The sequence below is a fragment of the Streptomyces sp. NPDC002104 genome (assembly GCF_053593795.1).
The window spans coordinates 37202-58716 of record NZ_JBSFDF010000030.1 but is presented as its reverse complement, the minus strand read 5'-3'; the positions used below and the strand labels follow the sequence as shown (position 1 = coordinate 58716).

The following is a 21515-nucleotide window of genomic DNA, read 5'->3' as shown; positions in this document are numbered from 1 at the left end:
CACGGCCCCGCCCGCGGCGACCGTCTCGGTACGGCCGCCGCAGGTGACGTCCAGGGCGCCGGCGGTGACCGTCCAGACCTGCTCGCGGCTGACGGAGTGTTCGGGGCCGGTGGTTCCGGCGGGGATGGCGGCGTGCCAGGTGCTCAGCTCGGCGCTGCCCCGGCCGGGGGAGGCGAAGCCGGTCATGGTCGCGTTCGGGGTGGTGATGACGTGGTCGGGTGACGGGTTGATGACGCGCACGGCGGGTCCTCCGCTTTCTCCGAGCCTGCTCAGAGCCTTCTCCGGGCGAGTGAGTCAAGCTGCTTTACTCACACGAGTAAAGCAGCTTGACTCGCTTGTGTCACCATGTTTCCGTGACCACCCAAGACAACGCCGCCCCGGACATCGAGCTGGCCTTCCTCCTCGGCCTCGGCTTCCAGCTCCTGCTCGGCGAGTTCACCCGGCGCCTCGAAGAGGACGGCCACGCCGACGGCCTGCGCCCCCTGCACGGCATGGCCTTCCAGGCCCTGGGCACCTCCGGCGCCACCGCGACCGAGCTCGCCGAACGGCTCGGGGTCACCAAGCAGGCCGCCGGTCAGCTCGTCGACGACCTGGAACGGCGCGGCTACCTGCGCCGCACCCCGCACCCCGGCGGCGGCCGCCGCAAGCTGGTGGTCCTGACGGAGGCCGCGACCGCCCACCTGGGCGCCGCCGGCCGCGTCCTGCACGAGCTGGAGGCCGAGCTCGGCCGCGGCAGCGTCGACCTCGGCGCCCTGCGCACCGAACTGGGCCGCCTCGTCCGCACCCTGAACGGCGACGGCCCCCTCCCGCCCCTGCGCCCCTCCTGGTGACGGCGTGACCGGCGAACCGTGACCGGCGAACACGGAAAGGGGCCGGGCGGCCTTTCGGCTGCCCGGCCCCTTCGGCCATCGGTCCCGCGGGTCAGACGCCCGCGTACGAGTGCTTTCCGCTCAGCAGGATGTTCACCCCGTAGTAGTTCCAGATCCAGCAGGCGAAGGCGAAGAGCGCGAGGTACGCGGCCTTGCGGCCCTTCCAGCCGGCGGTGGCGCGGGCGTGCAGGTAGCAGGCGTACGCCACCCAGGTCACGAAGGACCAGACCTCCTTGGGGTCCCAGCCCCAGTAGCGGCCCCACGCGTCGCCGGCCCAGATCGCGCCCGCGATGATCGTGAAGGTCCACAGCGGGAAGACCGCCGCATTGATGCGGTAGGAGAACTTGTCGAGCGAGGCCGCCGACGGGAACCGCTCCATGACCGAGGTGGCGAACCGGCCCGGCGTGCCGCCCCGCACGAGCTTCGCCTCGTAGGAGTCGCGGAACAGGTACATGACCGCGCCGGCCGCGCCGATGTAGAAGACCGCACCGCAGATGATCGCGGTGGAGACGTGGATCAGCAGCCAGTACGACTTCAGGGCGGGGACCAGCTGGTCGCTGTCGGTGTAGAGCACCGTGGTGGCGATGCCCAGGTCGAGCAGGACCGTGGTGACCAGGAACAGCCCGAGCCACCGCACGTTCTTCTTCAGCACCAGGAGCAGCAGGTACGCGCCGACGGCCACCGTGGAGAAGGTGATCGAGAACTCGTACATGTTGCCCCACGGGGCCCGCTCCACCGAGAGCGCACGGGCGCCGACCCCGCCCGCCGCGAGGAGGAACCCGAGGGTGGTCAGCGAGACCGCGATGCGCCCGTACAGGTCGCCCTGGACGGTGCCGCCGGCCGCGCCGGGGCCGTCGGGGACGTCCCGGCTGCCGGCGGCGCTGCGCGTGACCACCGTGGGCTTGTCGAGCACGGCGGTGGCGCCGCCCTTGCCGCGCACCTGGACGGCGGGGGCGGCGGCCTTGGCACCGGCCTTCTCCCCGGCGCCGGACTGGGTGAGCGCGGCGGCCGTACGGGCCACCTTGCTGCGGCTGCCGAAGATCCACTCGGCGATGTGGGCGAAGAAGGCGAAGGTGTAGACCGCCATGGACGCGTAGATCAGGTTGTTGCTGAGGTGAGCCAGACTCTCGTTGGCTGCGGCCGCGAGCTGCATCACGCGCGCTCCCCTTCGACTTCTTCGGGTTGTTCGGCAGGTTCTGCGGGTTCGGTATCGGTGCCGGTGTCGGCGGCGGGCGCCGCGCTCGGCGCCCGCTCGTGGAGCGCGCCGGCCAGGGCCCCGAGCTCCTCGGGGAGCTTGGCGGACTCGCTGCGGCCCAGGCCCGCCATCTCGACGACGGTCACGCCGTCCTTGCCGCGGACCGCGCGTACCCAGATCCGGCGGCGCTGGATGAAGAGGGACCCGGCGAGGCCCGCGATGGCGGCGGCGGCGCCCGCGAGGGCGAGTCCGCTGCCGGGCTGGTGGGTGATCGAGAAGGTGGCCCAGCGCTCGATGCTCTCGAACTTCACGGTGCCCTGGCCACCGGGCAGCTCCATGGACTCGCCGGGGTGGAGCAGCTTCTTGAAGAGCTCGCCCTTCTCGTCCTTGAACATCTCCATCTTCGCCGTGTCGAGCTGGTAGACGTTCTGCGGCAGGCCCGAGTCCACGCCGAGGCTGCCGTGGTAGGCGTTGAGCGTCATCACCGGGTCGAGCAGGTCCGGGAACTGGGAGAGCATCGTGCCCTGGTTCTTGCCGGCGTACGCCGGGATGAACCAGGTCTGGAAGCCGAGCTGCTCGGACTTCCCCTCCTTGTTCCTGTACCCGTCGGTGACCTTGACGGCTCCGGAGGAGGTGAGGTTGCCGTCCTGCGGCAGCATCGGCACGGCGTCCCGGTAGATCACCTTGCCGGTGGGGTCGGTCACCGAGATGACCGGCGCGTAGCCGTGGCCGAGGAGGTAGACCTTGGAGCCGTCCACCACCATCGGCTTGTTGACCTGGATCTCGCGCTTCTCCGGCTTGCCGTGCGCGCCGTTGGTGAAGGTGACGTACGCCTTGAAGTCGCGCGGGGTGCCCTTCTGCGGGCCCGAGCGCTCGAAGGTGGCGTCGAACTTGTCCAGGGTGAAGGAGAAGGGCGGCAGGTCGTCCGTGTCGAAGAGGCCGCCCGACTTGAAGTCGTCGTACTGGGTGAGCGTGTTGGAGAAGCCCTTGCCGCGCAGGACGAGCTTGCCGCCCTCGGACTTGAAGTACTGGCCCCAGGCGAAGGCGATCAGCATGACGATGAGCGCCACGTGGAAGATCAGGTTCCCGGCCTCGCGCAGGTAGCCCTTCTCGGCCGAGACCGATCCCGCGCCCGCCTCCGTACGGAAGCGGCGGCGGCCGAGCAGGCCGCGCGCGGAGGCGAGCACCTCGTCCGGGGAGCTGTCCGTGCGCCAGGTCGTGTACGCGGGCATCCGGTCGAGCCGCTTGGGCGCGGCCGGCGGCCGGCCGGTGAGCTGGCCGACGAACTGCCAGGAGCGCGGCAGGATGCAGCCGATCAGCGAGATGAACAGCAGCAGGTAGATCGCGGAGAACCACACCGAGCTGTAGACGTCGAAGAGCTGGAGCTTCTCGGCGACCGTCACCCAGGAGGGGTGGTCCTTCTTCCAGGCGGCGACCTTCATCAGGTCGACCTGGTTCTGCGGGATCAGCGAGCCCGGGATGGACGCCAGCGACAGCATGAAGAGCAGGATCAGCGCGACCCGCATCGAGGTGAGCTGCCGCCAGAACCAGCGGGCCCAGCCGAGCACCCCGATGCCCACGGGGCCGCCGGGGGCGTCCTCCAGGGGTGCGGTGGACAGCTGCGCGCCGGCGGCGGCCTCGGTGGAGGCCTCGGCTTCGGCCGCGGTGGCGGAGGCGGTGGTGGAGTCGTGCGGCGCCTCGGGGGACGCCTTGTCGGTCGTACTCATGTCCGTGTAGTCCTCAGATCCCCACCGTGAAGCCATTGGTCCAGCTCTGCATGTCACTGACGATGCTGCTCCACATTCCTGTGACGAGCAGCAGACCGGTCAGGATCAGCATGCCGCCGCCGATCCGCATCACCCACGCGTAGTGCTTCTTCACCCAGCCGAACGCGCCGAGCGCCTTGCGGAAGGCGAGTGCGGTGGCGATGAACGGCAGCCCCAGTCCCAGGCAGAACACCACGGTCAGCAGGGCGCCGCGGCCGGCCGTCGCCTGGTCGATGGACAGGGTGCCGACGGCGGCGAGGGTCGGTCCCATGCAGGGGGTCCAGCCGAGGCCGAAGAGGACGCCGAGCACGGGCGCGCCGATCAGGCCGACGGCCGGCTTCTTGTGGAAGCGGAACTCGCGCATCGTCAGACCGGGGATGGCGCCCATGAAGAACAGGCCGAGCAGGATCACCAGGCCGCCGAGGACCCGGGAGATGACGTCCTTGTTCGCGTCGAGGGTCTGCCCGAAGTAGCCGAACAGCGCGCCGGTCGAGACGAACACGGAGGTGAAGCCGAGGACGAACAGGCTCGCGCCGCCCAGCATCCGGCCGCGCCGGGCCTCGGCCAGGTCGGCTCCGCCGACGCCGGTCACGTAGGACAGGTAGCCGGGGACCAGGGGCAGGACGCAGGGCGAGAAGAAGGAGACCAGCCCGGCGAACAGGGCGATCGGCAGGGCGAGCAGCAGGGCGCCGTTGAGCACGGTCGTGTTCACGCCGGTCGATTCGGCGGCGAGCACGACGTCGGCGAAGCCGGCGGGAGCGGCGGGACCGCCGGGACCCGTGAGTGCGGAGAGTGCGGTGACCACGAGGTCACTTCTCCGCGAGGATCGGGTCGATCATCGAACGCAGCTTCTGCTCGTTGACCGCGGCCAGGGTGCGGGCGGCGATCTTCCCGTCCTTGTCGAGGATGAGCGTGGAGGGGATCGCGTTCGGGTTGAGCGTGCCCTTGGGGAACCGGAGCATCAGCTTGCCGTCCGGGTCGAAGAGGCTCGGGTAGGTGATCTTGAAGTTCTCCTCGAAGGAGACCGCGCTCTGCTTGGTGTTGTCGCGGGTGTTGATGCCGACGAAGGCCACGGGCTGCCCGGCCGCCTCCAGCTCCTTGGAGACCTTCGCGAAGTACTGGGCTTCGGCCCGGCACGGCGGGCACCAGGAGCCCCAGACGTTGAGGACGACGACCTTGCCCTTGAGGGTGGTGGTGTCCAGCGTCTTGCCGTCCACCGTCTCCCCGTCGAGCTTGGGGGCTTCGGTGCGGTCGGCCTTGGCGACGGTGGCGATGCCGCTGGAGCCCACGACGTAGTTGCCTCCGGCGGAACCGGAGGATTTGCTGCCGCCGTCCGCATCGCTGCACGCCGTGAGGGTGAGGGCGCCGGCGAGGGTCACCGCGGTCAGCAGGATGGCGCGGCCGCTGGTCGAGCGGCTGCGGCGGGGGGCGCGGCTAAGGCTCATGTGAAAAGTTTCGCATGTGCGGTTTGCGGATCTTCCGCGCCCCCCGGGGGGTCTGCTAAGCCGCTGGTCAGCTGCGGACCCGGAGCGGGTCAGACCGCCGAGACATACGTGCCCCAGCCACCGGTCGGCGCCTGGCCGGGACCCAGCGTGCGCAGCTTGGCCAGAACCTTCGGGTCCTGGACGTCCAGCCAGTCGGTGAACTGCCGGAAGGATACGAGGCGTACGTCCTTTTTGTCCGCCATGCCCTTGAGGGCCTCCTCGACGGCGTCCATGTAGATGCCGCCGTTCCACTCCTCGAAGTGATTGCCGATGAAGAGGGGCGCGCGGTTGGTCTCGTAGGCCCGCTTGAAGCCGCCCAGGTAGGCGGCGGTGGCCTGGGTGCGCCAGGCCGGGTAGCGGGAGGGGACGCCCTTGGTGGTGTTCTTGGACTGGTTCGCGAGGATGTTGTAGTCCATCGACAGCACCTCGAAGGAGTGCCCGGGGAAGGGCAGCGACTGCAGCGGCAGGTCCCACAGGCCGCCGCGCTTGACCGGCCACTGCTGCAGGCCGCCGGGCGAGCTGGAGTCGTAGCGCCAGCCCAGCTTGCGGGCCGTCGGCAGCAGGCCGTCCTGGCCGAGCAGGCAGGGGGTGCGGGCGCCGACCAGCTCCTTGCGGTAGTCGAAGGGCAGCGGTTCGAGGTCGGTCCAGCCGGTGTTGGTGCGCCAGTTGGTGACGAAGGACACGGCCTGGTCGATCTCGCTCTGCCAGTCCTCCGGGCTCCACCGGCCGACCGAGCCGGAGCCGCCGCAGAAGTGCCCGTTGAAGTGGGTCCCTATTTCGTGGCCGTCGAGCCAGGCCTCGCGCACGTACTTCAGGGTGTTGCGGACGTTCTCGTCCTTGAGGTACCCGATGTCGGAGGCGCCGACGGGGTTGTTCGGCGGCCGGTAGAGGTCCTTCTTCGACTCGGGCAGGAGGTAGAGCCCGGAGAGGAAGAAGGTCATGGCCGCGCCGTGGTCCTTGGCGAGCTTGAGGAAGCGGGGGAAGAGGCCGTTGCCGATCTCACCCGCGCCGTCCCAGCTGAAGACCACGAACTGGGGCGGGGTCTCGCCCGGCTGGAGGGGTACGGGGGCGGCCGGCTGGTGCGGCTGCGGCCCGGTGTCCGCGGTGGATCCGTCGCCGATGGGCCTGACCACCGGTCCGGACGGGCCGGTGGGACGCGGTGGGCCCGACGGGCCCTCAGGTCCGGCGTTGCCCGTGTCCGACGGGCCGCCGACGCTGCACCCGGCGATGCCGGCCGCGGCCGCGGCTCCAAGTCCGAGTCCGAGCACTCCCCTTCGACTGACGCCGCGCATGTTGCTCATGGAAAGTCATACAAACGGACTTTCCAGCGAAGTCCAGAGCCGACACGGCAACTTCGAGCCACTTGTATGAAATTAGGGTGAAACTTGAAGAAAGGGACACCCGGCTCACCGTGTGAGGCGGTCACGTCCGGGCAAACGGGACGCCTTCGGGGGCGCCCCCGAAGGGCCGCCCCCGAGAACCGGGCCGTACCGCGCGCGGTACGGCCCGCCGCGCGCTACGCCCCGAACGCCTTGGACTTGCCCTTCACCGGCTTCGCGCCCGCGAGCAGGTGCGCCGGGACCAGGTCCCGGGCCGGCTCGCTGTAGCCCACCGACACCAGCGCGTCGCCCTGGTAGGTGAACGAGGTCAGCGAGGCCAGCGTGCACTGGCGGCGGCGCGGGTCGTGCCACAGCCGCCGCTTCTCCGCGAAGCTCCGTACGATCCAGATCGGGAGCTGGTGGCTGACCGCCACCGCCTCGTGGCCGCGGGCCGCGTCACGGGCCGTCTCGATCGCGCTCATCATCCGCACGACCTGCTCGACGTACGGCTCGCCCCAGGACGGCTTGAACGGGTTGGTCAGGTGCTTCCAGTTCTCGGGCCTGCGCAGCGCGCCGTCGCCCACCCCGAAGGTCTTGCCCTCGAAGACGTTCCCGGCTTCCAGGAGGCGGGCGTCGGTCGCCAGGTCCAGGCCGTGCGCCTTCGCGATCGGCGCCGCCGTCTCCTGGGCCCGCTCCAGCGGGGAGGCCACGACGTAGGTCACGTCCCGGTTCTCCAGGTGCTCCGCGACCCGGTCCGCCATCTTGCGGCCCAGCTCGGAGAGGTGGTAGCCGGCGCGGCGCCCGTAGAGGACCCCGTCCGGGTTGTGCACCTCGCCGTGGCGCACCACGTGGACGACGGTGATCTCGCTGCCACCCGCTACGGCGCTCATGCGGTGGCCTCCGCGGCAGCCCGGGCGGCGGCCGGCAGGGCGGCCGCGATGCGCTCGATCGCCTTGTCGTCGTGGGAGGTGGACACGAACCACGACTCGAAGGCGGAGGGCGGCAGGTAGACGCCCTGCGACAGCATCGAGTGGAAGAAGCCGTTGAAGCGGAAGGCCTCCTGCTTCTTCGCGTCGTCGTAATTGCGGACCTCGTCCTCGGTGAAGAACACCGAGAACATGTTCGAGGCGGTCTGCAGCCGGTGCGCGACGCCCTCCTTGCTGAGCGCCTCGGTCACCAGCCCCTGGATCTGGAGCGACACCGCGTCGACCTTCTCGTACGCCGCCTCGTCCAGCAGCCGCAGCTGCGCCAGACCGGCGGCCGTCGCGATCGGGTTACCGGACAGCGTGCCCGCCTGGTAGACGGGACCGGCGGGCGCCAGGTGGCCCATGACGTCCGCCCGGCCGCCGAACGCCGCGGCCGGGAAGCCGCCGCCCATGACCTTGCCGAAGGTCATCAGGTCGGGCGTGACCCCGTCCACGCCGTACCAGCCGGCGCGCGAGGTACGGAAACCCGTCATGACCTCGTCGGAGATGTACAGGGCGCCGTTCGCCCGGCACAGGTCGGCGAGCCCCTGGTTGAAGCCCTCCCCCGGGGTCACGACGCCCATGTTGCCGGGCGCGGCCTCGGTGATCACACAGGCGATCTCGCCCGGGTGCGCGGCGAAGGCCGCCCGCACCGCTTCGAGGTCGTTGTAGGGGAGCACGATCGTGTCCCCGGCCTGCGCGCCCGTCACCCCGGGGGTGTCCGGCAGCGCGAAGGTCGCGAGACCGGAGCCGGCGGCGGCCAGCAGCGAGTCCACGTGCCCGTGGTAGCAGCCGGCGAACTTCACGATCTTGGCGCGGCCGGTGAACCCGCGGGCGAGGCGGATCGCGGACATCGTCGCCTCGGTGCCCGAGGACACCAGGCGGACCTGCTCCACGGGCGCGATGCGCGCGACGATCTCCTCGGCGAGCGCGACCTCGCCCTCACCGGGGGTACCGAAGGAGGTGCCGCGGACGACGGCGGCCTGGATGGCCTCCACCACGGCCGGGTGGGCGTGGCCGAGGATCATCGGCCCCCACGAGCAGACGAGGTCGACGTACTCGCGCCCGTCGGCATCGGTCAGGTACGGACCGGTACCGGACACCATGAACCTGGGCGTTCCGCCCACGGCGCGGAAGGCACGCACCGGAGAGTTCACGCCGCCAGGCGTCACGAGGGACGCGCGGTCAAAGAGAGTCTGCGAGACTTTGGCTTCATACGGGTACGGGTAGCTCACACCAGCCATGGTCTCATCAGGCCGCGACTGACTTGCGGACGGGCGTTTCACCGCGCCGCCCCGGGGGAGGTCACTGCCATGATGATCAGGCTGCGTGGCGGGGGTCACGGGGCCGGGGCAGGCAAGACACGTCGGGTGGAGATATGCAACGCGGTGGTGGACCGGGCGAGGGCACGGACGGCCTGGACCCGCAGCGCGCCCGGGAACGTCGCCGCGGCAAGCACCGCCGTCGTGCCACGGACGCGGCAGAACCCGTACCGGGGCCCACGCAGGATCCCGACGGCCTCCCCAGGGGCCGCGGCATGGGTGTGACGTACAAGTACTTCGGCGCCCCCGACGGGGCCACGGCCGCGCGCGTCCCGGTGACGATGCGGCCGGAGGAGCTCGGCGGCGACGAGCTCGGCATGGGCGGCATGTTCACCAAGATCAAGCCGGAGACCGTCGCCGCGATGGTCCTGACCGGCATCGAGGGCATACCCCTGCACAAGGTGCCCCCGCTGGAGCTGGTCGTCCTCCACCCCGACTACGCCGTCGTGAAACTCCCCATGACCGTCGTCGACCCGCTGCGCGGCATCGGCGAGGAATCGGTCGGCGCGGCCGCCTTCATCTGGTCCACGGTCCCCGACCGCGGCGGCCCCCGCGACGCCTTCAACGTCTACCAGCTGCTCCACGAATGGCAGGATTTCAGCCACCGGCTGCACGAGGCGGGGCACCAGCCGTACTGCCTGGTCTGGCCCTGACCCGGGCCGGGTCCGGCCCGGCACGGCCTTCCCCCAAGGAGGGGTCCCTGCCGTACAAGTCGGGTTCCCTGCCTTACGAATCGGGTTCCCTGCCGTACAAGTCGGTTTCCCTGCCGTGCAAGTAGGGGTCCCTGCCGTACAACCCGGCGGGGCGCTCGGATGTCTCCCTTGCGAGTAACAGCCTTTCGCCCCAGGGGGATCCATGCACCTGCCCATGTCCGCCCGTCCCGCGCGCGGCCCGCGCCGCCGCGGCCTGTCCGCGCTGGTCGTCGCCGCCGTCATCACCGGCACCGCCCCGGCGCTGGCCGGTACCGCCCACGCGGCGGACCAGCCGCCGTGGACCAGCTGGTCGACCGTCTCCAAGGTGCGGGTCGAGCCGTACACGCAGGGGCTCGTCCAGCGGGACGACGGCTCCGCGGTGGTGGTCTTCTACCAGGACGCCCTCATCTCCGGATCGTGGCGGCCCGTGCTCCAGGCCGCCGTGCGCCCGGCCGGCAAAGACACCTGGGAGACCCCGAAGCAGCTGTCCTCGTCGGCCGCGTGGAAGGGACAGGGCACCCTCACCCTCGTGGGCGGTGACGTGGTCGCCGCGTGGACCGAGTACCCGGACGACCCGGATCCCGCCCAGTGGGGCAAGGTGCCGCTCCGGCTCGTCACCTCCACCCTGAAGAACGGCACGTGGTCGGCGCCCACCACCCTCTTCGACCTGGACCAGAGGCTCGTCCCGACGGAACCCGACCTGGCCGCCGGCGCCGACGGCACCGTCGCCCTCACCTGGCAGCAGCGCAAGACGTACGGCACCGAGTCTTCCGTCTGGGCGGCCACCCGCACCCCCGACGGCACGTGGTCCGCCGCGGCCCAGGTGAGCAACGCCGCCGCGGACGACGACCCCGGGGCCGAACAGCCCGAGGCCACCGTCGACTCCGACGGCACACCTGTGGTCGCCTTCCGCCAGCTCAAGGAGAACGGCGGCTCCAGCATCCGTACGTCCGCCCGCCCGGCCGGCTCGGCCGGCTGGACGGCGCCCGCTCCGGTCGCGGACTCCGCCACCGTGCTCGGCGAGCCCCGGCTGGCCGGCGGCGCCGGCCGCGCTGTGGCCCTGACGTGGTCCGAGCAGCTCAAGGGCGAGAACGACCGGCTGCTCCACACTGCCGTCGTGCCCGACGCGAAGGCCGACTGGCGACGTGCGCCGGACCTCAGGGTCGGCACGAGCGGGTGGACGTCGACCTCCGAGCCGCTGATCGAGCCCGACGGCGACGTGACCCTGATCTGGACCGAGGGGGGCGACAGCGATCACCACGTGGCATCCGCCACGCTGAACCACACGGACGGCAAGTGGTCCCGCGTCACTCCCCTCTCGCCCTCGGTGGACCGTTCGGTCTTCCAGGACGCCGTCGTGGGCAAGGACGGCACCATCAGGGCCCTGTGGCTGGCCGAGAACGAGCTGTACCAGGCACGCCTCAAGGACGGCGCATGGTCGGGCGGCACCCTGCTGTGGGGCTCGCAGGGCGCCGACTACGTGGACGGCCGGATCGCAGCGGGGCCGGACGGCCAGGCGACCGCCACCTGGGACATGGGCGGCGAGAGCGAGATCTACGGCGTCCGCAGCGCCCACACCACGAACGCACCCCTGACGGTCCGTAGCAGCGCCGACGTCCCGTCGCAGAACGACCGCCGCTACGGCGACTGGCGCCCGTCGTGGCAGCTCAGCAGGCCCGTCTACTCCTACACCGTGACCCTCACCGACGCCACCGGGACCTTCCGGCGCACCCTCAAGGGCGGCACGACGCCGAACCCCTCGGTGGTCTGGGACGGCTACGGGGACGACGGGACCACCCTCACCCCCAGCGGCCCCCTGAAGTGGACCCTCAAGGCCACATCGATGGCCGGGGACACCAGCGAGCAGACCCTGGCCACGGGCACGGTCACCGTCTACAACGGCGCCTCCGCCCTCCGCGACATGGGCAGCGCCTCCGGCAAGCCCGACGGCATCGGCGACGCGCTCGTCATGACCACCAACGGCGGCATCCGCTCGATCTACGGGGACCGCGCCACCGGCGCCTTCAAGGGCACCGGCACCGGCTACGGCTGGCCCGCCGGCACCCTGCCCATCCCGGTCAAGGGACCGGCCCTCGACCTCACCAACGACCTGCTGGTCCGCAATTCCAAGGGCGAGCTCCGCCGTTACACCGTCAACCCGGGCAGTACCTTCACGCCCAAGACCCCCAAGACGCTCATCGGCGGCGGCTGGAACCAGTACGACGTACTGACCTCCCCCGGCGACGTCGCCGGCGGCGGCCCGGCCGAACTCGTCGCCCGCAACGCCTCGACCGGCGCCCTGTACCGGTACGCCCGCGCCAAGGGCGGCCTCTTGGCGCCGCGCGTGCAGATCCCCGGCTCGTACAAGGGCTACAAGAAGATCCTCGGCGCCGGCGACCTGAACGGCGACCGGTTCGGCGACCTGGTCCTCCAGGACAAGTCCAACCGGCTGTGGCGCATGAACGGCACCGCCACGGGCGCCTTCGCCGCGCCGGTGAAGATCGCCGACAGCTGGGGCTCGACGTACGACTCCGTGGTCGCCGCCGGCGACCTGAACGGCGACGGCCGGGCCGACCTGCTGGCCCGCGACACCTCCGGCACCGTCTGGCGCATCCCCGGCACCGGCAAGGGCACCTTCGGCAGCCGCGCGAAGATCGCCACGGGCTGGCAGGTCTACAAGGGCCTGTTCTAGTACGGCGCCCCCGGCCCGGCGCTGCGCGTGCTCCGCGAGCGCCGGGAGCACCGGTCCCGTATTCGTTCCCACATCTGGAGAGCCGTGAGCTTTGACATCTTCGTGATGCGGTTCGACGAGGGCGGGACGGCTCCGCTGGACATGGCCATCGCCCACGAGGTCCTCGACCCCTTCACGGTGGCGCGGGACCCACGGGCTGACGTCCTGTGGGTGAGGACGGCGGAGGGCGATGAGGCGGACGTCCACCTCCAGCCCCCCGACGGCATCACCTTCAACCGCTTCGGCGGCGGCGGGATCATGGACCTCCTCGCCGACCTGCTGCGACGCCTCGACGCCGTCCTCATCGTTCCGGGCGGGCCGGTCGTGCTGACGCGCGACGAGGCCCGCCACCACCTGCCGGAGGCCGTGGTGAACGACTGCCCGGTGGTCGTCGCCCGCACCGGCGCGGAGATCGACCGTGCGATCAGGACCGCCTGAACGGGCCGTCCGTCACGGCCGCGCGGCCGTCCCGCGCCCTCCCCCCTCCCCCTCCCGCACCGGATTCGGGCGCCTCAGGCCGTCAGGACGATGCGGCCGCGCGTGCCCGGGTCCGCGAGGTGGGCGTGGGCCTTGGGGGCCTCCGCCAGGGGGAAGGTGCGCGCCACCCTGAGCGTCAGCTCGCCCGCGTCGACCAGCGTCACCAGGCGGGCCAGGTGCGCGCCGTCCGCCGCGACCTCCTGTTCCACCACGCGCACGCCCCGCTCCGCCGCCGGGGCCCCGTGGGGGATCAGGCCGATGTAGGTGCCGCCGTCACGGACGAAGGCCAGGGCCTGCCCGCCGAGGACCGCCGTGTCCACGACACCGTCCACGGCCTCGGCCGGAGCCGAGCCGCGCGGGACGAAGTGGGCCGCGCCCAGGGACCGTACGAGTTCCTCGTCACCGGCTCCGGCCAGGGCCGTCACCACGTAACCGGCCCGCGCCGCGAGCTGGACGGCGAGCCCGCCGACCGCGCCCGCCGCGCCGGTGACCAGGACCGAGGATCCGGCCGGAAGCTCCAGCTGGCCCACCGCCCGGGCGGCCGTCAGACCGCTCAGCGGCAGCGCGGCCGCCGTCACCCGGTCGACCGCGACCGGGGCCGTGGCGAGCGCCGACGCGTCGAGCACCACGTACTCCGCGTGCGTACCGAGCGGCTTGACCGTCCCGTAGTGCAGGCCGACCACCCGGTCGCCGACCGCCCAGCCGCTCACGCCGGCGCCGAGCTCGTCGATGTCGCCCGCCACGTCCCAGCCGAAGCCCACCCGCTGCCCCTCGCCGCCGAAGACCCCGGCCCGTACCCCGCCGTCGACCGGGTTCAGGCCGGCCGCCCGGACCCGTACCCGGACCTGCCCGGCGGCCGGCCGCGGGATCGCCACCCGTACGACCTCCACCCGCTCGGGACCGCCGAAGCCCTCGGTCACTGCCGCCGCCATCGTCCCGCTGACCTCGCTCATCGCCATCGCCTCTTCCGTGGGCTCGTTCGTTCGCTCGTGCATTCGTTCGCCCGGTTTCGGTGTTCCCGGTGAGAACTAACCTAGGGAGAGTTACGCTCGAATCGTAAGTACGTACCTCGGAGTGCGTACCCGACCCGGAAGTGGGGCACCCATGGCCACCCGTACCGCCGAGGCCCGCCGCGAAGAGGCCCGCGAGGCCTACGACGCCTTCCTCAAGGAGTGCCCCACCGGCCAGCTCCTGGCCCGCATCAGCGACAAGTGGGTCGGCCTCATCGTCAGCGCGCTCGCCCAGGCCGAGGACCGGACCATGCGCTACAGCGAGCTCGGCCGCAAGATCCCCGGCGTCAGCCAGAAGATGCTCACCCAGACCCTGCGCTCCCTGGAGCGCGACGGCCTCGTCGCCCGCACCGTCACCCCCACCGTCCCCGTCCGCGTCGACTACCGGCTCACCGAACTCGGCGCCAGCCTCGGCTGCCTGCTCGGCTCCGTGAAGGCCTGGGCCGAGAACCACTTCGACCAGGTCAACGCCCATCGCGAGCTGCACGACGCGGCCACCGCGGACGCGTAGGACCGACGCACAGGGCGGACGCACAGGACAGCCGCGCCCCGGCCACCCCAACGCGTGTAAATCCCCCGCCGCGCCCCGCCCCGCGATGGCATGCTGACCCCGTGAACGGACCCGGAATTCAGCTCACCCTCGCCCCCGAACTGCACGTGTTCGCCGCCCCCGCGCGCCGCGGCACCCGCGTACCGACCACCACCGACGGCGTCTCCAGCCTCGGCCACGTCGTCGAATCGGCCGGCGTCCCGCTCACCGAAGTCGGCCGGATCCTCGTCGACGGCGCCGAGACCCCCCTCGCCCACGTGCCCCGGGCCGGCGAATCCGTGGAGGTCTTCGGCGTCGACCGCCCCCAGCACCTCCCCCGCGTGCCCGGAACCACCCCGCTGCGCTTCCTCCTCGACGTCCACCTCGGCACCCTCGCCCGCCGCCTGCGGCTGCTCGGCGTGGACGCCGCGTACGAGAACGAGGACATCGGCGACCCGGCCCTGGCCACCCGCTCCGCCGCCGAGCGGCGCGTCCTGCTCTCCCGCGACCGCGGACTGCTGCGCCGCCGCGAGCTGTTCGCCGGCGCGTACGTCTACAGCGACAACCCCGACGAGCAACTCCGCGACATCCTGGGCCGGTTCGCCCCGGCCCTCGCGCCGTGGACCCGCTGCACCGCATGCAACGGGACCCTGCGCGAGGCCGACAAGGACAGCGTCGGCGACCGGCTGGAGAGCGGCACGCAGCGCTCGTACGAGGTCTTCGCCCAGTGCGCCGACTGCGAGCGCGTCTACTGGCGCGGCGCGCACCACGCCCGGCTGGAACGGATCGTCGACGAGGCCATGGCCGAGTTCGGCGGCGTGGGCACGCCGTAGCGCACCCCTGCGGGCTCGCACGCGGGGCACGCACGCAGGACACGTACGTGCCGGAACACGTACGTGCCGGGACGCGTACGTGCCGGAGCGCCCACGCGCCGGAGCCCGCGGGGCCCACCCGTCAGAACGCGTACGTGTCCCCCGTGTCCAGCGCCAGGACCACGTGCTCGTTGTTGGCGTGGTTCCGGTCGGCCGCCCCGCCGTTCCACCAGGTGTCGACCCGCACCACCACCTCCGGCGCCGCCGCCTTCAGCCGCAGCACCAGCCCGATGTGCCGCCCGCGCCCGTGCAGCGGCAGCTCCCCGGTCTCGCACACCACCTCGCGCAGCCCGGCCCGCGCACAGCCCTGCGCCAGCTCCTGCCGGTCCGCGAGATCCTCCGACAGCCGCAGCCGTACGGTCGCGTTCGCCAGGGCGGACGGACCCTCGTTCTCCGGGACCAGCAGGATCCGCAGCCGAGCCCCGTCCAGGGCGACCCGCCCGTGATAGGCCACATCGGCCTCGGGCCCGGCCCCGGCGCGGGCGTTCCCGACACCGCTCCCCAGCCCTCCGAGCAGCACCAGCAGCCCGGCCATCACCACACTCCGTACGGCACCTCGGCGCACCGCGACCACCTCCACGCGCGGACGCTAGCCCTCCCGCCCGCCCGATGGTCGGACCATCACACGAACGAGGGCGAGCCCTCCTCCGCCACCCGGACCTTCGCTCCCCATAGGGTTTCGGCCATGCTCATCGCCCGCTCCGCCGCCCTCTTCGCCCTCGCCGCCCTCCTGGAGATCGGCGGTGCCTGGCTCGTCTGGCAAGGCGTACGCGAGCACAAGGGCTGGGCCTGGATCGGCGCCGGCGTCATCGCCCTCGGCCTCTACGGGTTCGTCGCCACCCTCCAGCCCGCCGGCGACTTCGCCCGCGTCCTCGCCGCCTACGGCGGGGTCTTCGTCGCCGGATCCCTCCTGTGGGGCGTCGTCGCCGACGGCTACCGGCCCGACCGGTGGGACGTCGCCGGCGCCCTCGTCTGCCTCGCCGGCATGGCCCTGATCATGTACGCCCCGCGCGGCCGGTGACCTGCGCGGCGACCGGCCTATGCTGGCCAGTACCCACCCGTACGAACACACGAGCACACGAACACGCGAACCCACGAGGAGCCCGCATGAGCACGGCCACCCGAACCGCCGTAGTCACCGGCGCGAGCAGCGGCATCGGCGCGGCCACCGCCCGGCAGCTCGCCGCGGCCGGCTACCACGTCGTCCTCACCGCCCGCCGCAAGGACCGCATCGAGGCCCTCGCCGCCGAGATCACGGCCGCCGGCCACGAGGCGACCGCCCACACCCTCGACGTCACCGACCGCGCCGCCGTCGACGCCCTCGCCGCCTCGCTCGAACGCTGCGACGTGCTCGTCAACAACGCCGGCGGCGCCATCGGAGCCGACCCCGTCGCCACCGGCGACCCCGCCGACTGGCGCACGATGTACGAGGTCAACGTCATCGGCACGCTCCACGTCACCCAGGCCCTGCTCCCGGCCCTGACCGCCTCCGGCGACGGCACGGTCGTCGTGCTCTCCTCCACCGCCGGCCACGCCACCTACGAGGGCGGCGCCGGCTACGTGGCCGCCAAGAACGGCGCCCGCGTCCTCGCCGAGACCCTCCGCCTGGAGATCGTCGGCCAGCCCGTGCGCGTCATCGAGATCGCCCCGGGCCTGGTCAAGACCGAGGAGTTCGCCAAGACCCGCTTCCGCGGCGACGCGGAGCGCGCCGAGAAGGTCTACGCCGGCGTGGCCGAGCCCCTCTCCGCCGACGACGTGGCCGACACCATCACCTGGGCGGTGACCCGTCCCAGCCACGTCAACATCGACCTCCTGGTGGTCCGCCCCCGCGCCCAGGCCTCGAACACGAAGCTCCACCGCGAGCTGTAACCGGTACCGCTCCCCTACGGGACCAGCCCGGCACTCCTCAGGTGCGGCATCAGGGCCGCCGGCTTCAGCCCGGCGGCCTTCGCCGCGTCCAGGGCCCGCTTCAGGTCCGCGGCGAGCGTCGGCGTGAAGTGCAGCAGCACGATGTCACCGGCGTTCAGCTTCGGCGTGGGCGGAGTCTCGCTCCACGTCGTGAAATCGTGCGTCCACGTGATCAGCGCCTTCACCCCGCACGCCTTGGCGGCCAGCCGCACCTCGTCATTGACGGCCCCGTAGGGCGGCCGCAGCAGCTTCGGCTCCCGCCCGAAGGCCGCCGCGAGCTGCTCCCCGGCCCCGCACACCTCGGCGTCCTTGCCGGCGGCGTCCAAGGTCGTCAGGTCAGGGTGGTTGACGGTGTGGTTCTCGACGCTCACCGACCGCCCCTGCGCGACGAGCCCGGTGAAGTACTGGGCGTCGTACGAGAACGCCCCCGGCAGCAGGAACAGGGACGCGGGCACCCGCTGGTCCACGAGCGTCTGCGCGACGGCGGGATCGTGCGCCCACCCGTCGTCAATGGTGATGAACACGACCTTCTCACCGGTCGGCACATGGGACACGACGGGCGGCAGCCCGACCGCCCGCGAGCCCGCGGCGGCGGCGGCCGGAGCGGCGGCCGAGGCTGCGGCCGGGCCGGCATCGGCCGCCTGAGCGGCACCAGCGGTGAGCGACAACGACGCGAGCGCGGCAAGAACCGCACGGGATCTCCACATGCGGCACACCTTGGTCTAGACCAACTCCCGCCGTCAATCCCCCAGTACCGAGTTCCTCAACCCGAAATCAGCCCCACCCCAAGGGAGTTGACGACGAGCACCCCGCCCGAACCGCTCGCCGAAACCTCGAACACCACGACCACCGCGAACCACACCGCCCCATCGACCCAGCGCCGCTCCCCACCCGAAAGGGAATGTGACACCCCACCACGCGTTCGAGTGAAGCCGCCCCAAAACCCCGATAGCGGCCCGACCCCCTACCTACGTTCGGTGACAACACAAACGGCCCCCGCCCGGGATGGCAGTCCCGGCCGAGGGCCTCACCGACAAGGAAGGAACTCACTTCCCCATGGCTGACCAGGACCCTAGCGCCCCCGTGCGCTTCATGGACCTCGAAGACCCCCGCTACGCGTACATGTTCGGCTTCCTCCAGGCCGATGGATACCTCACGCAAGGCAGAGGGCAAAAGGGGCAGCTCGCCACTGAGATCAACGTTCGCGACATCCATATCCTCCGCGAGTTCCAGCAGCTCACGCCCTACTACAGCTCCATAATCGAGCGCGTCCGAAGCACGAACTTCGCCGAACGGCATCACTCAGTGACCTGGTCCGTCAGCTCACTCGAAGCCCGGACCATCGTCAACGAACTCGGCATCCCCTACGGCAAGAAGTCGCTGACCATCAAGCCGCCGAGCACGAACTTCTCGCATCCCGACTATCTCCGCGGAATCATCGATGCGGACGGGTCCCTCGGCTGGACTGCCCAAGGATGGCCCTTCCTCTCCCTGGTTTCGGCCAGCACCGCGATCACCGAATACCTGTGCCACTACGGCAAGAACCTCACAGGGACAGAGCGCACGAGCTCACGCAACACGCGAGACGGTGTCTACAACGTCTGCTACTACAAGGAATCGGCGCAGCGGCTTGCCGCGCACCTCTACTACGACGGCTGCCTCGCCCTCGCCCACAAGAAGGCCAAAGCGAACGCAATCCAAGGCTGGGTCCGTCCCGCGGACATGAGGATCGCCCCGCCGCGCCGCCGCTGGACCGTGAAGGACGACGAGGAACTGGTCCGCCTCAACGACCCGGCCGCAGCGGCCTCGGCCCTGCACCGGACCGAACAGAGCTGTGCGATGCGCCTCTGGCGGATCCGCAGCGGACACGTCGTCGCACCACCGCAGTAACCGCACCTGCCGCACTAGCCGCACTAGCCGCATAACGAAGGGGGCACCGGACATCCCGTGCCCCCTTCTCGCGTTCAGCCCTTGACGCAGACGACCTGCCGGAGCTTGGCCACGACCTCCACGAGGTCGCGCTGCTGCTCCATGACCTGCTCGATCGGCTTGTACGCCGCCGGGATCTCATCCACGACGCCCGAGTCCTTACGGCACTCCACGCCCTTGGTCTGATCCGCCAGGTCCTGCGCCGTGTACCGCTTCTTCGCCGCCGTCCGGCTCATCCGCCGGCCCGCTCCGTGCGACGCCGAGTTGAATGCGGCCTTGTTGCCGAGGCCCTTCACGATGTACGTACCGGTGGCCATCGAGCCCGGGATGATCCCGTACTCGCCGCTGCCGGCGCGGATCGCGCCCTTACGGGTGACCAGCAGGTCGACACCGTCGTACCGCTCCTCCGCCACGTAATTGTGGTGGCAGCTGATCTCCTGCTCGAAGGAGACCTTCGCCTTGCGGAACTGCCGGCGAACGACCTCCTTCATGAGGCTCATCATCACCGCACGGTTGTACTTGGCGTACTCCTGGGCCCAGTAGAGATCGTGCCGGTACTCGGCCATCTCCGGTGTCGCCGACAGGAAGACCGCAAGGTCCCGGTCGATCAGCCCCTGGTTGTGGGACAGCTCTCGCGCGATGCCGATGTGGTGGTTGGCGAGTTCATTGCCGATCCCTCGGGATCCGGAGTGCAGAGTCAGCCACACTGACCCGTTTTGATCGATATTGACTTCTGAATAGTGATTTCCGGCGCCAAGTGTCCCCATTTGCCGCAGCGCCCGCTCCCGCCGGAACTTCACCGCGTCCGCGACGTGGTCGAACCGCTCCCACAGGTCCCCGAACCCCCGCTCCGAGAACCCGTACAGCCGCCCCGGATCCACCGCCTCGCGGTGCATCCCCGCGCCCACCGGGATGGCCTTCTCGATCTGCGAGCGCAGGCCCGACAGGTCCCCCGGGAGGTCGTTCGCGGTCAGGGAGGTCTTCACCGCCGACATGCCGCAGCCGATGTCCACGCCCACCGCCGCCGGGCACACCGCGTCCTTCATGGCGATGACCGAGCCGACCGTGGCGCCCTTGCCGTAGTGGACGTCCGGCATGACGGCGAGGCCCTTGATCCAGGGGAGGCCGGCGGTGTTCTGGAGCTGGCGCATCGCGCTGTCCTCGACCGACGCCGGATCGGTCCACATCCTGATGGGGACCTGCGCCCCGGGAACTTCTACGTACGACATTTCACCCTCAACACCCCGTCAACACCACAAAAGTCACGAAACGCAAAAAGCCTCGCTCATGACCCCAAATGCGACAGGGGACCGGCGCCGGCACCAGCGTGTGCGATAGACATTGTGTCCATCCGCGCCCGAGCCGCGGCAACGCATTTTCCCGAAGGGAGCCGGTGGAACGTGCAGCGCAAGACGGTACGAGTACGTGGAGTCCTGCCAGCCATCGCGATGCTCACCGCCCTCACGGCCGGCCTCACCGCCTGCACCGACGGCGGCGGCGACGGCGGGATCACCAGCGACTCGAAGGCCGGCGGCAGTGCCGGTGCGGTTCCGCAGCCCGGCAAGTACCGCAGCCTGCCCATGCCCTGCAAGGCCGTCGACGCCAAGAAGGTCAAGGCGATGCTCCCGGCCGCCGAGGGCCTCGCCCCCGAGGCGCTCGCGGCCCTCTACGCCGGGGTCGCCAACCCCTCCTACGACGCCGACCGGCGCGTCGGCTGCCGCTGGACCGCGCAGACGCCGACCGAGACCCGGCTGCTGTCGGTGGGCTTCGAGCGCGTGGTCTCGTACGACCGGGCCACCACGAGCGACGACGACAAGGCGCGCCAGGTCTACGGCCGCCAGCTCACCGCCGCCAACCTGCCCGCCCCGGGGCCGTCGGCGAGCCCGACGCCGTCCGGGGCTCCGGCCCCGTCCGGGGCTCCGTCCGGGGCTCCGTCCGGGGCTCCCTCCGGGTCCGGGGCGCCCGCACCCGCGGCCTCCGGCGCGACGCCGGGCACGGGCACAGGCACGGGCACGAGTGCCTCCCCCGGCACCAGCCCGAGCACCTCCCCCTCACCCTCCGCCCCGCCCGAGCTCGGCTCGCGCGTGCTCGCCGGGCTCGGCGACGAGGCCTTCGTCGACGACAAGCTCGCCGCGGCCGGCGCCACCGCGGCCCAGGCGCGCACCGTCCGCATTGTGTTCCGTACCTCGAATGTCATCGTCACCGTCGAGTACAGCGTTCAGCCCGCGGTCCCCGGCACGGTCCCGCCCAGCGGTGAAACCCAGGACAGGGCACGGCAGTTGGCGCAGGCGCTGGTGGAGCGCATCGACAACTAGCCGGTCCGGGCCGAGGGGGGCGTGCGGGGCCTTCGTGACGGCGCGCACAGCAGCCGGGCGCCGGGTCGGGCTACCGTTGCACGGGTCCCGCGCCCGCCGGAGGGCCCGAACGAGCCCGCACGAAGACCCACA

The 21515-nt window shown here is 71.4% G+C and carries 21 protein-coding genes and 1 pseudogene; 10 read left to right on the top strand and 12 right to left on the bottom strand.

The features are described 5' to 3' along the window. Positions 1–6: 6 nt before the first annotated feature. Positions 7–186: pseudogene (locus tag ACWCP2_RS24125) on the bottom strand (hypothetical protein); the annotation flags it as partial. Between the two features lie 167 nt (positions 187–353). On the opposite strand from ACWCP2_RS24125, the gene ACWCP2_RS24120 reads away from it, so the two are divergent. Further along, complete coding sequence (locus ACWCP2_RS24120) at positions 354–830, top strand: MarR family winged helix-turn-helix transcriptional regulator (protein WP_450910641.1); 477 nt, start codon at positions 354–356, stop codon at positions 828–830. Between the two features lie 91 nt (positions 831–921). Here ACWCP2_RS24120 and ccsB read toward each other — a convergent pair whose 3' ends face one another. The 7 genes from ccsB to hemL form a co-directional block, all read right to left on the bottom strand. Then, complete coding sequence (gene ccsB, locus ACWCP2_RS24115; protein ID WP_450910688.1) at positions 922–2022, bottom strand: c-type cytochrome biogenesis protein CcsB; 1101 nt, start codon at positions 2020–2022, stop codon at positions 922–924. Continuing rightward, on the bottom strand, positions 2022–3791 hold the full coding sequence (gene resB, locus ACWCP2_RS24110; RefSeq protein WP_450910640.1) for a cytochrome c biogenesis protein ResB: 1770 nt from the start codon (positions 3789–3791) through the stop codon (positions 2022–2024). The genes ccsB and resB overlap by 1 nt, the downstream gene beginning before the upstream one ends. A gap of 13 nt (positions 3792–3804) precedes the next feature. Continuing rightward, positions 3805–4566, bottom strand: a complete 762-nt coding sequence (locus ACWCP2_RS24105) for a cytochrome c biogenesis CcdA family protein (RefSeq protein ID WP_450910687.1) — start codon at positions 4564–4566, stop codon at positions 3805–3807. 73 nt (positions 4567–4639) lie between these two features. After that, positions 4640–5275 carry a TlpA family protein disulfide reductase gene (locus tag ACWCP2_RS24100; RefSeq protein ID WP_450910639.1) on the bottom strand — a complete coding sequence of 212 codons (636 nt, stop codon included), beginning with the start codon at positions 5273–5275 and terminating at the stop codon, positions 4640–4642. Between the two features lie 89 nt (positions 5276–5364). Further along, on the bottom strand, positions 5365–6606 hold the full coding sequence (locus ACWCP2_RS24095; protein WP_450910686.1) for a hypothetical protein: 1242 nt from the start codon (positions 6604–6606) through the stop codon (positions 5365–5367). Positions 6607–6830: 224 nt separating this feature from the next. Further along, entirely contained in the window at positions 6831–7523 is a 693-nt protein-coding gene (locus ACWCP2_RS24090) for a histidine phosphatase family protein (protein WP_450910638.1), read from the bottom strand. Next, complete coding sequence (gene hemL, locus ACWCP2_RS24085) at positions 7520–8842, bottom strand: glutamate-1-semialdehyde 2,1-aminomutase (RefSeq protein WP_450910637.1); 1323 nt, start codon at positions 8840–8842, stop codon at positions 7520–7522. Before hemL ends, ACWCP2_RS24090 begins: the two co-directional genes overlap by 4 nt. Before the next feature lie 293 nt (positions 8843–9135). Between hemL and ACWCP2_RS24080 the strand changes: the two genes are divergently transcribed. The 3 genes from ACWCP2_RS24080 to ACWCP2_RS24070 all read left to right on the top strand — a co-directional run bounded on the left by ACWCP2_RS24080 (position 9136) and on the right by ACWCP2_RS24070 (position 12781). Further along, positions 9136–9573 (top strand): hypothetical protein, encoded by a 438-nt coding sequence (locus tag ACWCP2_RS24080; protein ID WP_008738524.1) that lies wholly within the window; start codon positions 9136–9138, stop codon positions 9571–9573. A 202-nt stretch (positions 9574–9775) separates the two neighbouring features. Beyond that, positions 9776–12304 (top strand): FG-GAP-like repeat-containing protein, encoded by a 2529-nt coding sequence (locus tag ACWCP2_RS24075; protein ID WP_450910636.1) that lies wholly within the window; start codon positions 9776–9778, stop codon positions 12302–12304. Between the two features lie 84 nt (positions 12305–12388). Continuing rightward, positions 12389–12781: a hypothetical protein gene (locus tag ACWCP2_RS24070; RefSeq protein ID WP_450910635.1), complete on the top strand. Its 393-nt coding sequence runs from the start codon at positions 12389–12391 to the stop codon at positions 12779–12781. A 74-nt stretch (positions 12782–12855) separates the two neighbouring features. Here the strand turns inward: ACWCP2_RS24070 and ACWCP2_RS24065 are convergent, their stop codons facing one another. Then, entirely contained in the window at positions 12856–13752 is an 897-nt protein-coding gene (locus ACWCP2_RS24065; protein ID WP_450910685.1) for an NADP-dependent oxidoreductase, read from the bottom strand. A gap of 172 nt (positions 13753–13924) precedes the next feature. Between ACWCP2_RS24065 and ACWCP2_RS24060 the strand changes: the two genes are divergently transcribed. Both ACWCP2_RS24060 and ACWCP2_RS24055 read left to right on the top strand, forming a co-directional pair. Next, on the top strand, positions 13925–14341 hold the full coding sequence (locus ACWCP2_RS24060) for a winged helix-turn-helix transcriptional regulator (RefSeq protein ID WP_450910634.1): 417 nt from the start codon (positions 13925–13927) through the stop codon (positions 14339–14341). Positions 14342–14442: 101 nt separating this feature from the next. Further along, on the top strand, positions 14443–15192 hold the full coding sequence (locus ACWCP2_RS24055) for a Mut7-C RNAse domain-containing protein (RefSeq protein WP_450910633.1): 750 nt from the start codon (positions 14443–14445) through the stop codon (positions 15190–15192). Between the two features lie 121 nt (positions 15193–15313). Here the strand turns inward: ACWCP2_RS24055 and ACWCP2_RS24050 are convergent, their stop codons facing one another. Further along, on the bottom strand, positions 15314–15811 hold the full coding sequence (locus ACWCP2_RS24050; RefSeq protein WP_450910632.1) for a hypothetical protein: 498 nt from the start codon (positions 15809–15811) through the stop codon (positions 15314–15316). A 105-nt stretch (positions 15812–15916) separates the two neighbouring features. Here ACWCP2_RS24050 and ACWCP2_RS24045 point away from each other — a divergent pair, with 105 nt between their 5' ends. Further along, positions 15917–16252 (top strand): YnfA family protein, encoded by a 336-nt coding sequence (locus ACWCP2_RS24045; RefSeq protein ID WP_450910631.1) that lies wholly within the window; start codon positions 15917–15919, stop codon positions 16250–16252. Between the two features lie 86 nt (positions 16253–16338). Beyond that, positions 16339–17100, top strand: coding sequence for an SDR family NAD(P)-dependent oxidoreductase (locus tag ACWCP2_RS24040; protein ID WP_450910630.1), 762 nt, complete (start codon positions 16339–16341; stop codon positions 17098–17100). 14 nt (positions 17101–17114) lie between these two features. Here ACWCP2_RS24040 and ACWCP2_RS24035 read toward each other — a convergent pair whose 3' ends face one another. Next, a complete protein-coding gene (locus ACWCP2_RS24035; protein WP_450910629.1) occupies positions 17115–17846 on the bottom strand; it encodes a polysaccharide deacetylase family protein in 732 nt (243 codons plus the stop codon). A gap of 349 nt (positions 17847–18195) precedes the next feature. Between ACWCP2_RS24035 and ACWCP2_RS24030 the strand changes: the two genes are divergently transcribed. Then, on the top strand, positions 18196–19029 hold the full coding sequence (locus ACWCP2_RS24030) for a hypothetical protein (RefSeq protein ID WP_450910628.1): 834 nt from the start codon (positions 18196–18198) through the stop codon (positions 19027–19029). Between the two features lie 74 nt (positions 19030–19103). Here ACWCP2_RS24030 and ACWCP2_RS24025 read toward each other — a convergent pair whose 3' ends face one another. Beyond that, positions 19104–20297: an RtcB family protein gene (locus tag ACWCP2_RS24025; protein ID WP_450910627.1), complete on the bottom strand. Its 1194-nt coding sequence runs from the start codon at positions 20295–20297 to the stop codon at positions 19104–19106. A 171-nt stretch (positions 20298–20468) separates the two neighbouring features. Here ACWCP2_RS24025 and ACWCP2_RS24020 point away from each other — a divergent pair, with 171 nt between their 5' ends. Beyond that, positions 20469–21383 (top strand): DUF3558 domain-containing protein, encoded by a 915-nt coding sequence (locus ACWCP2_RS24020; protein WP_450910626.1) that lies wholly within the window; start codon positions 20469–20471, stop codon positions 21381–21383. Positions 21384–21515: the final 132 nt, after the last annotated feature.

What these genes read in the sequence shown, in the direction of transcription:
- ACWCP2_RS24040 (WP_450910630.1), top strand. Translation starts at nt 16,339, where the DNA reads ATGAGCACGGCCACCCGAACCGCCGTAGTCACCGGCGCGAGCAGCGGC.
- ACWCP2_RS24035 (WP_450910629.1), bottom strand. Translation starts at nt 17,846, where the DNA reads ATGTGGAGATCCCGTGCGGTTCTTGCCGCGCTCGCGTCGTTGTCGCTC.
- resB (WP_450910640.1), bottom strand. Translation starts at nt 3,791, where the DNA reads ATGAGTACGACCGACAAGGCGTCCCCCGAGGCGCCGCACGACTCCACC.
- ACWCP2_RS24075 (WP_450910636.1), top strand. Translation starts at nt 9,776, where the DNA reads ATGCACCTGCCCATGTCCGCCCGTCCCGCGCGCGGCCCGCGCCGCCGC.
- ACWCP2_RS24060 (WP_450910634.1), top strand. Translation starts at nt 13,925, where the DNA reads ATGGCCACCCGTACCGCCGAGGCCCGCCGCGAAGAGGCCCGCGAGGCC.
- hemL (WP_450910637.1), bottom strand. Translation starts at nt 8,842, where the DNA reads ATGGCTGGTGTGAGCTACCCGTACCCGTATGAAGCCAAAGTCTCGCAG.
- ACWCP2_RS24025 (WP_450910627.1), bottom strand. Translation starts at nt 20,297, where the DNA reads ATGTCGTACGTAGAAGTTCCCGGGGCGCAGGTCCCCATCAGGATGTGG.
- ACWCP2_RS24080 (WP_008738524.1), top strand. Translation starts at nt 9,136, where the DNA reads ATGGGTGTGACGTACAAGTACTTCGGCGCCCCCGACGGGGCCACGGCC.
- ACWCP2_RS24065 (WP_450910685.1), bottom strand. Translation starts at nt 13,752, where the DNA reads ATGGCGGCGGCAGTGACCGAGGGCTTCGGCGGTCCCGAGCGGGTGGAG.
- ACWCP2_RS24030 (WP_450910628.1), top strand. Translation starts at nt 18,196, where the DNA reads ATGGCTGACCAGGACCCTAGCGCCCCCGTGCGCTTCATGGACCTCGAA.
- ccsB (WP_450910688.1), bottom strand. Translation starts at nt 2,022, where the DNA reads ATGCAGCTCGCGGCCGCAGCCAACGAGAGTCTGGCTCACCTCAGCAAC.
- ACWCP2_RS24090 (WP_450910638.1), bottom strand. Translation starts at nt 7,523, where the DNA reads ATGAGCGCCGTAGCGGGTGGCAGCGAGATCACCGTCGTCCACGTGGTG.
- ACWCP2_RS24100 (WP_450910639.1), bottom strand. Translation starts at nt 5,275, where the DNA reads ATGAGCCTTAGCCGCGCCCCCCGCCGCAGCCGCTCGACCAGCGGCCGC.
- ACWCP2_RS24045 (WP_450910631.1), top strand. Translation starts at nt 15,917, where the DNA reads ATGCTCATCGCCCGCTCCGCCGCCCTCTTCGCCCTCGCCGCCCTCCTG.
- ACWCP2_RS24095 (WP_450910686.1), bottom strand. Translation starts at nt 6,606, where the DNA reads ATGCGCGGCGTCAGTCGAAGGGGAGTGCTCGGACTCGGACTTGGAGCC.